General features: G+C 59.7%; 13 protein-coding genes. 1 reads left to right on the top strand and 12 read right to left on the bottom strand.

The features are described from left to right. The 10 genes from EN738_RS21685 to EN738_RS21640 all read right to left on the bottom strand — a co-directional run. Nucleotides 1-382 (bottom strand): ABC transporter permease (locus EN738_RS21685; protein ID WP_189605920.1); only part of this gene is annotated, 382 nt, incomplete at its 3' end. A 55-nt stretch (nt 383-437) separates the two neighbouring features. Continuing rightward, nucleotides 438-1,379, bottom strand: coding sequence for an NAD-dependent epimerase/dehydratase family protein (locus EN738_RS21680; protein ID WP_127285502.1), 942 nt, complete (start codon nt 1,377-1,379; stop codon nt 438-440). Further along, on the bottom strand, nt 1,376-2,593 hold the full coding sequence (locus EN738_RS21675; protein ID WP_127285501.1) for a glycosyltransferase family 4 protein: 1,218 nt from the start codon (nt 2,591-2,593) through the stop codon (nt 1,376-1,378). Before EN738_RS21675 ends, EN738_RS21680 begins: the two co-directional genes overlap by 4 nt. Nucleotides 2,594-2,599: 6 nt before the next feature. Continuing rightward, nucleotides 2,600-3,640 (bottom strand): glycosyltransferase family 2 protein, encoded by a 1,041-nt coding sequence (locus EN738_RS21670; RefSeq protein ID WP_127285500.1) that lies wholly within the window; start codon nt 3,638-3,640, stop codon nt 2,600-2,602. Continuing rightward, nucleotides 3,589-4,929 (bottom strand): sulfotransferase, encoded by a 1,341-nt coding sequence (locus EN738_RS21665; protein ID WP_127285499.1) that lies wholly within the window; start codon nt 4,927-4,929, stop codon nt 3,589-3,591. The genes EN738_RS21670 and EN738_RS21665 overlap by 52 nt, the downstream gene beginning before the upstream one ends. Beyond that, nucleotides 4,926-5,834, bottom strand: a complete 909-nt coding sequence (gene rfbD / locus EN738_RS21660) for a dTDP-4-dehydrorhamnose reductase (protein WP_127285498.1) — start codon at nt 5,832-5,834, stop codon at nt 4,926-4,928. Before rfbD ends, EN738_RS21665 begins: the two co-directional genes overlap by 4 nt. Beyond that, nucleotides 5,831-6,913, bottom strand: a complete 1,083-nt coding sequence (gene rfbB, locus EN738_RS21655; RefSeq protein ID WP_127285503.1) for a dTDP-glucose 4,6-dehydratase — start codon at nt 6,911-6,913, stop codon at nt 5,831-5,833. Before rfbB ends, rfbD begins: the two co-directional genes overlap by 4 nt. Nucleotides 6,914-6,936: 23 nt before the next feature. Continuing rightward, on the bottom strand, nt 6,937-7,491 hold the full coding sequence (gene rfbC / locus EN738_RS21650) for a dTDP-4-dehydrorhamnose 3,5-epimerase (protein WP_127285497.1): 555 nt from the start codon (nt 7,489-7,491) through the stop codon (nt 6,937-6,939). Beyond that, nucleotides 7,484-8,374 (bottom strand): glucose-1-phosphate thymidylyltransferase RfbA, encoded by an 891-nt coding sequence (gene rfbA / locus EN738_RS21645; protein WP_127285496.1) that lies wholly within the window; start codon nt 8,372-8,374, stop codon nt 7,484-7,486. Before rfbA ends, rfbC begins: the two co-directional genes overlap by 8 nt. 180 nt (nt 8,375-8,554) lie before the next feature. Further along, the gene (locus tag EN738_RS21640) at nt 8,555-9,148 is read right to left on the bottom strand and encodes a biotin transporter BioY (protein WP_127285495.1); all 594 of its coding nucleotides are present in this window, start codon (nt 9,146-9,148) and stop codon (nt 8,555-8,557) included. A gap of 115 nt (nt 9,149-9,263) precedes the next feature. Between EN738_RS21640 and EN738_RS21635 the strand changes: the two genes are divergently transcribed. Then, entirely contained in the window at nt 9,264-10,172 is a 909-nt protein-coding gene (locus EN738_RS21635) for an MBL fold metallo-hydrolase (RefSeq protein ID WP_127285494.1), read from the top strand. Between the two features lie 3 nt (nt 10,173-10,175). Here EN738_RS21635 and EN738_RS21630 read toward each other — a convergent pair whose 3' ends face one another. Together EN738_RS21630 and EN738_RS21625 are read right to left on the bottom strand one after the other, a co-directional pair. Then, nucleotides 10,176-10,712 carry a hypothetical protein gene (locus EN738_RS21630; protein WP_127285493.1) on the bottom strand — a complete coding sequence of 179 codons (537 nt, stop codon included), beginning with the start codon at nt 10,710-10,712 and terminating at the stop codon, nt 10,176-10,178. Between the two features lie 73 nt (nt 10,713-10,785). After that, nucleotides 10,786-11,681, bottom strand: an 896-nt coding sequence (locus tag EN738_RS21625) for an AMP-binding protein (RefSeq protein ID WP_145966895.1), incomplete at its 5' end; no start/stop codon positions are given.

Raw genomic sequence — 11,681 nt, 5'->3', positions numbered from 1 at the left:
TTAGGCTGCCCACCGCATGAAACAGCGCAGCCCCCGCCGAAACCGCCGGCAGTATCTGGATCGGGAAGACGATCTTTTTGACGTAGCTTGCATTGGCCACGATCAGTCCAGGAGCCAACGACACCACCTCAGCGAAAAACTGATAGACGATCAGCCCGCAAAACAAAATCACCGCAAATTCGCCTGTCGAATGCTGAGCATTTTGTTGATCAGGCATCGTCCACCGCGATTTCATCACAAATCCAAAAACGAAGGTATAGACGGCCAGCATGAACAGTGGATTGAGCAGCGACCAGAACAGCCCGAGCACCGAGCCACGATAACGGCCTGTGATCTCGCGGCGGATAAGAGAGGTGATTAGCGAAAAAGGGAGTGCGAGCATCGGTGGCTCTCTCTGTTAAGTTCCTCTCGGAACACTTTCGAAGGCTGTAAACCGATTACTCATCAATCGACAGATTGTAGGGCGCCTCAGGAGAACTCAATGCAGATGCATGAGCAAATTCTGCCATGATGGATGACCGAATATCGAACTTCGGCATCCACCCCAGCTGCCGGCGCACTTTGTCAATTTTCAATATTACATCCTTTACCAAAAAGCTCTTTTCTTTGACGTATTTTGTCCTTATATTAATACCAGATATAGATGAGCATAGATCAACTATCTCTCTTACACTGTACACCTCTCCCATTCCAACATTGTAGATCTGATTCCTCGCCGCATCCACCTTGATGGATCGCACTATAACTTCGCAGAGATCCCTGACATCTACGTAGTCGCGCAAACTGGTCCCATCACCCCAGATCTCCAGAACGCCGTTCGAAATCGCAGCATCGAGGGCACGCGCGACAAGACCCTGTCCTTTTTCTGATGACTGATAGCGCCCTATCGGATTAGACGCCCTGATAATCGTGTACGTCCATCGTCCCTCGGTCGACGTCGTTCGAATCATCTCCTCCACCATCAATTTGCCGCAGCCATACGGGCTTATCGGATTGGTAGGATGATCCTCGGAAATGGTTGACGAATGCGGTGGGCCGTAAACGGCTCCACCTGACGATATATATACAATATGCTGGATACCTGAAACTCGCGCTGCCTGAAGAAACTGTGAATACGGGACGACGTTCCTTCTCACTTCTGACGCAATGTCATTTGCAAATGTGCTTGGTACCGATGCGCTTACAAGAAGAACTACGGACTTTAGATCTTTCAAATATTTAACGTATGTTTCTGGTCTCTCAAAATCTATGAGTTTTGTTCGTGCGCCGACACCAAGAGCCTCCCGCCTAGAGAAGACCTGATATTGCATGTCCGCTGCATTCAAATGGTCGGTCAGATTACGACCAATAAAGCCGGTTCCTCCAAATATCCCTATCATTTTAGCTCTCTCAAGAACACGGAAATCTTCTCGGCTTCCGCTTCCCAACTGCTGCCTTGGGCTCGTTTCAGCGCTAGAGCCGCACGTTTTGCCGTTTCTTCGGTGTCCTCGAGTGCTTCCACGAGCCTCGCAGCGATAGAATCCACGTCCATGTCGCAGTAGTAGACTTCCTCCTCCGGCAGCAGCCAGGTGGCATGCGCGCCGCGATTTATGACGAGCGGGCAACCGCAGGCAGCCATCTCCAGCGGAAGCAACGACAGGTTCGTAGACGACAGGATCAAGCCAACGTCGCATTGCGAATAGAGGTCGGGAAGGCTCGACACCGCCAAGGTCCCGGCATTCAAATGATGAAAAGGGATTTCATAGCCACTGACATCCCATCCCGCGAAGATGACGGCCGCGTTTGGCACCCGTTCGCAAACTTTCTTCAACGCCAAAAGCCCGAGTTCAAAACATCTCCGGGGCGTCACCGGCCTGGCGTAGAAAAAAATGTGCTTTGTTTTCGAAGGACGTTTTGGCTGAGGCTTATACAGTTCAAGATCGCAAGCAAAATCAAAAGATACCGTCCTCATCCCATAGTCATCGTGCAATTTGTCGGCAAGCCAGCCGCCAGCCGTGATCCCTGTCAGCCCGAGCCTGTAGGTATTTTCGGCAAGCACATACTCCGTCCCGTGGGCGTAAAACGCAGGCTCAAAATCCTGTACAAAATATAGTTTTTGGGCAGCGTCTTTATATTTCGACACCCAGTAGGCGGTCTGCCACCCAGTCGCCACGAGATACTGGCACGGCTCAATCGATCGCGCGCCCAACGAAACAACAATGCCGTTGTCGCCGAAGGCCGCGTTCAATGCGGCTTGCGCCTCCGCGTTCGAATTCCACCGATGAGGTTCGACGACGACAAGGCGTTGCTCGGGAAAGCCATTCTCGCTCAGTAGAGCCATGAACCGCAGAATGTTTATGTGGCCTCCGGACGAAGCATTAAAATCCGGGACCAACCAAGTCATTGACCCTTCAGGCACATTGTTCGAGGATATTTTGATCCCCAAGCCCTGCTCTTCGCCCAGCAAGGTCTCGTAGTGGCGGAAAACGTCGATCTTGCCTTGCAGGGCAACGGGTATACCTTTGGCCGCTCGATTGATCGCCTTCCGCGTCGCGACCCTAAGGCCGTCGCGCGCCGCAACGGCCCGAAATCTCCTGAGACTGTTCAAAATCATTTGCGATCAACGTCCCATCAGCTGCTTGTCTCGAGAGAATTTCGCTTCGTTTCGCTCGACGAAGGACAAGTTCGCGGCCCCAAGGTAGTAGCCGACCTGACGCGCAACATTGTCAAACGGTTGCTTTGCGACAGCCCAGAAATTGGAGAAAACCCAACCGTTGATGAACGATAGTTTCAGGTCTCTTGCAGTCGTACGAAGAATTTGCCGTATCACTTCGTACTTAGACGAGGCTAGCCTGTAGCCAAACAATTCGTGCAATGCCTTTGACTCGTCGTAACTCCTCGAGAGCCTGTCCCAGAAAGAATATTCGTGAGAATGATGAACTATCGAATCCCATGAAAATGCCTTTCTGTACCCAGCTTCAACAATCATTTTTGCCCATAGCTGATCTTCTGCAAAAGACACGTCCGGATAGGGATATTTTTCCCAAACAGATTTCCTGAGACATGATGAATTGTCGGAATAGAAATGAAAAACCTGACGCAAACCTTGGTTCTTTGCATATTCCCGTGCATCGGATATCCAGACGACCGGCCACTGCCTCAGACCCGCGAAATGCGCTTCGAGTTCCCAGGCCGCGAATGGCGAGGCATTGCGATGCGCAATATGCCTGCCGAACGCTGCAGCGATTCGACAATCTTCCCGCAGCGGCCTGACGAGTTCAGCGAGCCACCTAGAATTGGCCGGCACAGCGTCGTGCGTCAGAAATACACACAGCTCCCCTCGCGCGAGTTCTACACCGAGATTCCTCGTCCGCCCGTGACCGAAAGAAACAGAAGGAATTTCTACAAGTCGAAACCGTTCGTCATCAAGAGGAACAGCCTTCAATGAGCCATCTGTCGATCCAGAATCTATAACGATGACCTCATATTCGAAGTCAACATCTTGTTCCGCGATCATCTTATAAACATCCACAACATACGGCAATCCGTTCTTTACGGGTATGATGATCGAAACGAGGGCGACTTCTTTTGGCATCTTCCGACCTTCATTCATTTCTTTATCATCGACTTCAAATATCTTGCCGGATATGTCACTTTCCACGAAAGGCTTTTCCTGATTTTGCCTATTTCCGCCCTCAAACCCTCCAGTTCCTCGGCCGCCGCCAAAATTCGCCTCTCCGCTTGATAGGCCCGCGATGCTTCGCGGTCGACCCGCACCTGCAGATCCGCCTCGCGGGCGGCGGCCTCCATCCTGATCTTTTCAATATCCATCGCCCGCCCTTCGGCCAGACGAGCAAGATCGCTCGATTGCTCGGTCAATTGAGCTTCCCCGGCAATTGCCTCGGCCCGGTTCCTCTCCAGCTCGGCCGTCTGTTCATCGATTGCGCGACGTTGCAGGGCGATCTTCGCGGCCGCAGCCTTTTCGCGCGCCGACAGTTCTGAAAAGAACGCCTCTCCGAAGACAGGATTGTGACTGTCGAAGGCAGCGCGCACCGCATCAAGCCGCAGCATGGCTGAGTCGTCAGCCTCGTTCTCGCCCAAGGCCCTCATCGCGCCATAGGTTTGCTTGATCCACGCATCGACATTCGAATCGGCTTCAAGTTGATCCACGCCCGCGACGTGGTGCTGCTGGCCCTTCGAAAAATGGCCGGCAAGTGGCGCATGCCACTCCGTTTTCGGCAGCGGCCAATCGATCCCGAGAGCATTGGTGACCGCCTCGATCCCTGGTCGCCAGTCATCAAGCAGACCTTCATAGGACAGGAAGAGGCGTGGCCGACCGCGGGTCGCGTGCTCAGCGCCCAGTTCGTGGCGAAGCCAAAGGAGAGAACTGAAGCCGGCCGTGAATCCGTCCCGGGCTGCCAGCGAAGCGATCACCGCCAACGGATTGCGCTCTATCAACACGTAGCGAACGTCGATACGCATCCGTTCGAGGATATCCGCATAGAGCGGCACGAAACGCGAAATACGCGGCTCCTTGATGACGAAAAGCGAGGCGCTGCCGTACTCCTCGTCGATCAACCTCGCGATCTCGGCCTTGTAGAATTGCAGGCGTTCACTTCCGAGGTCATCGGGATTGAAGGGCCGCCAATCGTCCCAACGGCTACCGGCCTCTGCCAACATTCGCTCGTGCAGGTCGATAAGACGCTGCGGCTCCCAATGTCCGGTCGGATTTGAAGGGTTGGACCCCAGCATATTCTTCGGCAGCTCTGCGCCAAGCAGACTGATCGCCCTCGTCAGCGCGCTGGTGCCTGAACGATGCATGCCAAGTACCATGATGCATGTGCGCTTCGCTGGCTTAGCCTTGGCGCGCTTCTTCGGCGCGGCTTGAAGGGCCGGCTGCGCGCCGGGCGTCGCACCGAGTATTTGTTCGGGGGACGGATGCTTGTTCATGCTCTCAATGCCTGTTTCGTCTCGCCTTGCAAAAGACGGCGCACAACCGCCTCCGCTGACTCCCGCCACTCCGGCGCGGTCCACCCGAACGCGACCACGAATTTCGCGCTCGACAGCCGCGAATTGGCCGGGCGGCGCGCCTTGGTAGGATAATCGCTGGTGGCGATGTCCGTCACCCGCGCATGCGGGCCACCAAACGCCCGGCTTGTGTCCAGGATATGACGGGCGAAGCTACTCCAAGTGGTCTCGCCGGTTCCCGCCAGATGATAGACGCCGAAGGGGGCAAAGCTTGGGTCGCCGTGCAGAACTGCCGCCACATGCAAGATCGCATCAGCGATATCGAGCGCAGACGTCGGGATTCCCCACTGGTCGGCCACCACCGCGATCTCGTCGCGGTCGCCAGCCAGCCTCAGCATCGTCTTGACGAAGTTCCTGCCGAAGGGGCTGTAGACCCAGGCCGTGCGCAGGATCAGGTGGCGTGGATTGGCTGCCGCCACCGCTACTTCTCCGGCGAGCTTGGAGGCGCCGTAGACGCCGAGCGGCGCTGGCGCATCGGTCTCATCATAGGCGCCGTCCTTGGTGCCGTCGAAGACATAGTCGGTCGAAAGATGGATGACGGGAACGCCAAGCCGAGCCGCCGCCGCGGCGACCGCGCCGGCGCCTTCGGCATTCACAGCAAAAGCCAGGTCGGGCTCGTCCTCGGCCTTGTCGACGGCGGTGTAGGCGGCTGCGGAGACGATGATATCGGGCCGCGATGCTTCGAGCGCCTTGAACACGGTCTCGGGCCGCGCAAGGTCGAGTTGCGGCCGGCCCACGGCAACGACTTCCATGTCGCTGCGTCCTTGCGCCGCCTCCAGCAGGCTCGCGGCGATCTGGCCCTCGCGTCCGGTGACAGCGATCCTCAAGCCGCGCCCTTCCTGTTCTCACCCAGCACCTGGCCCAGGCGCTCGCCGTTGTAGCGCTGGTCGCGGATCGGGCCCCACCACCACTTGTTGTCCAGGAACCAGTCGACCGTCCTTGCCAGGCCGCTGTCGAAATTCTCCCTGGGTGTCCAGCCAAGGTCGCGACCGATCTTGGAGGCGTCGATCGCGTAGCGGCGGTCGTGGCCGGGCCGGTCGGTGACGAAAGAGATCAAATCTCGGTAGCTCCCGCCGCCGGCGCGCGGCCTTCTCAGGTCGAGAAGATCGCAGATCGTTTCGACCACGCTGAGATTGGTTCGCTCGGAGTTGCCGCCGACATTGTAGCTCTCGCCCGGCCGCCCCGTTGTCGCGACGAGCTCCAGCGCGCGTGCGTGGTCCTCCACGAACAGCCAGTCGCGCACATTGGCGCCGGCGCCGTAGACCGGCAGCGGCTTTTCGTCGAGCGCGTTGAGGATGACCAGCGGGATGAGCTTCTCGGGGAAATGGTAAGGCCCGTAATTGTTCGAACAGTTGGAGAGTACGACCGGCAAGCCATAGGTCTCGTGCCAAGCCCGCACCAGATGGTCGGAGGCCGCCTTGGAGGCAGAGTATGGCGAGGATGGCGCATAGGGCGTCTCCTCGACGAACATGCCGCCGTCGAAGGGGAGATCGCCGAACACCTCGTCGGTCGAGACATGGTGGAAGCGGAAACGGTTCTTGCGGTCCTCCGGCAGGCCGCGCCAGTATTCCAAGGTCGTATTCAGCATTCGGTAGGTGCCGACGATGTTGGTCTCGATGAAGGTGCCCGGCCCGTCGATCGAGCGGTCGACATGGCTCTCGGCTGCCAGGTTCATGACGATGTCGATGTCGTCGCGACGCAATATGTCGAGCACCGCCTTCTCGTCGCAAATGTCAGCCTGCTCGAACCTGTAGTTGTGTGCATTCTCGATCGGCCGTAGCGAAGCAAGGTTGCCGGCATAGGTGAGCTTGTCGAGATTGGTCACGCGATAGGCCGGATTGGCGCACAAATGCCGGCATACGGCCGAGCCGATGAAGCCGGCACCGCCAGTCACCAGGAAATTCACGCGGCCTTCCTCACGAAACCCTCTCATGCGAACACCTCCGCCATGCCAAGCGCCGGCGCCTTGAGATCCTTGTCCGAAAGCTGGTATCCGCCTGATATCGCAGGCCATTCGATGCCGATGGCGGGATCGTCGTAACGGATCGACCGGTCGTGCTCGGGCGAATAGGTGTCGGTGACCTTGTACAAGACCTCGGTGTCGGGCTCGAGCGTGACGAAGCCGTGCGCGAAGCCTTTCGGCACCAGGATCTGGTTGCCCTTCTCGGCCGATATTTCGAGGGCGACCCATTGCCCGAAGCTCTTGGAGCCGCGACGGATATCGACCGCAACGTCGAGGATGCTGCCGCGGACCACGCGCAGCAGCTTGTCCTGGGCACGCGGCGGTAGCTGGTAGTGCAGCCCCCTCACCACGCCCGCTGCGGCGGAATAGGAGTGATTATCCTGCACGAAGCGCAGGTCGATGCCGGCCTCCGCAAAGCGCTCGGCATTGTAGGTTTCGATGAAGAAGCCGCGTGCGTCGCCGTGCCGCTTCGGCACGATCTCCACAACGTCGTCGAGGCCGAGCGGCCTGATTTCAAGCACCCTGGTCCTCCGTCAGATCCATGACCCGCTTGCGAAGATAGGCGGCATATTCGTTCTTTCCGAGGCGGATGGCGCGCTCCAGAACCTTGTCGGCGGCAAGCCAGCCCTGCTCGAAGGCGATCTCTTCCGGGCAGGCGACCTTTATGCCCTGGCGGTGTTCGATGGTACGCACGAAGGATGCGGCTTCATGCAGGCTGTCATGCGTGCCGGTATCGAGCCAGGCATAGCCGCGGCCGAGCTGATGGACCTGCAGTTGCCCGCGCCCAAGATAGACATTGTTGACCGCCGTGATCTCGAGCTCGCCGCGCGCGGAGGGCCTAATCGTCGAGGCGATGTCGATGACCTCGTTATCATAGAAATAAAGGCCGGTGACGGCCCAGTTGGACTTCGGCTTCTGCGGCTTCTCTTCGATCGTCAAGGCAGTGCCGCTGACCCTGTCAAAGGATACCACGCCGTAGCGCTCGGGATCGTCGACATGATAGGCGAAGACGGACGCACCGCTTTCGCGCGCCGCCGCCGTGCGGCAAAGCTGCGACAAGCCTTCGCCGAAATAGATGTTATCGCCGAGGATCATCGACACGCTGTCCTTGCCGATGAACTCGCGGCCGATGATGAACGCCTCGGCAAGACCATTGGGGTGGGGCTGTTCGGCGTAGGACAGCTCCAGCCCGAATTCGGAGCCGTCGCCCAGCAACTCCCGGAACACCGGCAAGTCGCGCGGCGTTGAAATGATCAGAATCTGGCGAATGCCCGAAAGCATCAGCACGCTCAGCGGGTAATAGATCATCGGCTTGTCGTATATCGGGAGTATTTGCTTAGAGACGGCTAATGTTAGCGGGTAGAGCCGTGTTCCGCTGCCTCCTGCAAGGATAATTCCTTTCAACAAGCTCTCCTTGAATTGCCGAGGCCCCCGCCCTGAAATCAAGTTGCCCGTGCTTAGGTTTCGCACGATGGCTTGTCAATGTCGGTGCTCGCTCAGTACCATTCCCAACGCTTTCGAATAGCGAACAAAAAAGCCGGCGGGTGAGCGCCGGCTTTTTCGGGCGATCTTTCGATCAGATTTTCAGGGCCGCTTCGGCAGCAGCGACCAGACCGCCGGCACCAGGGCCGCGGCCAATGCCACCTTGATCAGGTCGCCGACGATGAAGGGCACGACGCCGAACTGCCAGGATTTTTCGGCGCCGATCAGCATTGCCAGCCAGGCAAAGCCCATGGCCATCATGACGACTTCGCCGACCAGCATGGCATTGAAGAGCTTGACCGGGTGACGGTCCCAACCACGGTCGGCGGCCCAGCCGACAATCGCAGCCATGAGGACGAAGCCGGCCAGATAGCCGCCGGTGGAGCCGAGCATATAGGCGACGCCGATGCCCTTTTCCGGCGTGCCCTGGAAGACCGGGAAGCCCATGGCGCCCTCGGCCATGTAGAGAAGCAGCGTGGCGACGCCGAGGCGCAGGCCGAACGCCGACGCGATCAGCAGCACGGCCAGCGTCTGCAGCGAGATGTCGACCGGGCCGAGCACAACCTTGGTCTTGGCCGACAAGGTGAGCAGCAGCGTCCCGACGATCGCCAGAAAAAGCTGCGTGGCCAGCCGCGCCGCGCCCTTTTTGGGCAGTGCCAGAGAAACAAGCGGACGCATCGTTGCTGCAAGTGCCATGGTATTCCTCATTCGGACAGCCGCCGACATGCGGCTTCGCTTTTTCCTATATTGGCTTCCGTGTTATGCGGCAATCGCTTTTGCCGTCTCACGGAACGGAGCTTCGCGTCGCCTCATGGCCCTCAAATTCGACACACGCTTCGATCCCGCTTACGGCCAGGCGGTGACGGTCGCCCCGGACGTGCAACGCGTCACCGCCGGAAATCCCGGTCCTTTCACCTTCCACGGGACCAACAGCTACGTGATAGGCCGCGAAACGCTGGCGGTGATCGATCCGGGTCCGGACGACGACGCGCATCTCCAGGCCCTGATCGAAGCTATCGGCGGCAGGCCGGTCAGCCATATCCTCGTCAGCCATACCCATCGCGACCATTCCCCGCTGGCAGCGCGGCTGAAGGAGCGCACCGGCGCGGTCGTGCTTGCCGAAGGCCCGCACCGCCCGGCCCGGCCGCTGCGAATCGGCGAAGTCAATCCGCTCGACGCCAGCGCCGACATGGGTTTCATCCCGGACGTCGCGCTCGCCGACGGCGCGCTGGTCCATGGCGACGGGTGGGCGATCAGGACGGTGCTGACGCCCGGCCATGCCGCCAACCACGCCGCGTTCGCGCTCGAAGGGACGGGCATCCTTTTTTCGGCCGACCATGTCATGGCCTGGGCGACCTCGATCGTCGCGCCGCCGGACGGCGCCATGGCCGACTACATGAGTTCGCTCGACCGATTGATCGAGCGCGACGACCGGCTGCTGTTGCCCGGCCATGGCGGGCCGGTGACCAAGCCGCGCAGCTTCATGCGCGGGCTGAAGACGCATCGCAAGATGCGCGAACGAGCGATCCTGGAGCGCATCCGCGGCGGCGACCGGACGATCAAAGAGATGGTGGCGGCGATCTATCGCGACACCGACCCGCGCCTGCACGGCGCCGCCGGCCTGTCGGTGCTTGCGCATCTGGAGGACCTGGTGGCGCGCAGCCTCGTCGCCACCGACGGCGACGCGGCCATCGACGGCATTTTCACGCCGGCGGCATGACCATCATTCGGCCGGCGCGGGCCCGACCTGGCCGGCGACCTCCTGGTCGAGTTCGCCAAGGAAATCGACGATGCGGCCGGCGTTGTCGCCGATGTCGCTATCCGCATCGCCCTGCAGCCGCTGCTCGCCGGGCGTGGGCGGCGACAGCACGTTCATGTCCGCCGTCCGGTCCGATGTGTCGAGCACCGGCGGATCGTCGAGATCGGTCGAAATGTCCCTCAGCGGCGGCGAGGTCGTCGCCCAGTAGGCGGCGACGCCGAAGGGGGCAAGCACCAGAAGCGCCAGCAGCGCGCCGACCGAGAGGTCGCGCCCGCCGCGATCGCCGAAATTCCAGAGCCTCGACAGGGCGAAGCCGGCAAACAGCAGGGCGAAGGCGGCAAGCAGCGCAACGATCGCCAGCACCCACAGGAATACAGGCGTTTCGACGAGGTCGAACTGATGGCCGACAAGCACTGTCAAGAGCAGGACCAGCGAAAAAGCCGCTGTCCGCCGCGACCAGCCGGCGGCACTCGACGTCTGCCGTTCAGCAATAACAACCATGATCCGCCGCACCAACCCGAACGATATTTAGAGCCTTTGACGGCTGCCAGAAGCCTCAAAAACGCCCATCCCGTCAATCCGTTGGCAAGCGATAATCCCTGAACTGCTCACGCAAGGTGATTTTCTGGATCTTGCCGGTGGCGGTGTGGGGAATTTCGCCGACGAAGGCGACGTCGTCGGGCATCCACCATTTGGCCACCTTGCCGCTCATGAAGGTCAGGATGTCGGCCTTGCTCGGCTCCTTGCCCGGCTTGCGCACAACGACCAGCAGCGGCCGCTCGCCCCATTTCGAATGCGGAACGCCTATTGCCGCCGCCTCGGCGACATCGGGGTGACCGACGGCGAGGTTCTCCAGATCGATGGTCGAGATCCATTCGCCGCCCGACTTGATGACGTCCTTGGCGCGGTCGGTGATCTGCATGTAGCCGCCGGGATCGATATGGGCGACGTCGCCGGTGTCGAACCAGCCCTCGGCGTCGAACTGTTCAGAACCGACACCGCCATAATAGGCGCGCGCGATGGCCGGTCCGCGCACCTTCAGCCGCCCGAAGGTCTTGCCGTCCCAGGGCATCGCATTGTTCTCGTCGTCGGTCACCTTCATCTCGACGCCGAAGGGCGGATAGCCCTGCTTGCCCTGGATATCGAGCCGCGCCTCGCCCTCCAGCCCGGCATATTCCGGCTTCATGGTGCAAAGCGTGCCGAGCGGCGACATTTCGGTCATGCCCCAGGCATGGATGACATGGACATCGTAATTGTCCTGGAATTTCTGGGTTATGGCGCGCGGACAGGACGAGCCGCCGATGACGACCTTCTGCAGATGGGGAAGTTTCCTGCCGGTCTCCTCCAGATATTGCAGCAGCATCATCCAAACCGTCGGCACGGCGGCGCTGAAGGTGACCTTCTCGGTATCGAGCAGCTCATAGATCGAGGCACCGTCCATCTTGCAGCCCGGCATCACCAGCTTGGCGC

This window comes from Mesorhizobium sp. M4B.F.Ca.ET.017.02.2.1 (assembly GCF_003998955.1).
Taxonomy (GTDB): domain Bacteria; phylum Pseudomonadota; class Alphaproteobacteria; order Rhizobiales; family Rhizobiaceae; genus Mesorhizobium; species Mesorhizobium abyssinicae.
The sequence above is the reverse complement of the archived record's forward strand: the minus strand, read 5'-3'. Positions and strand labels throughout refer to the sequence as shown.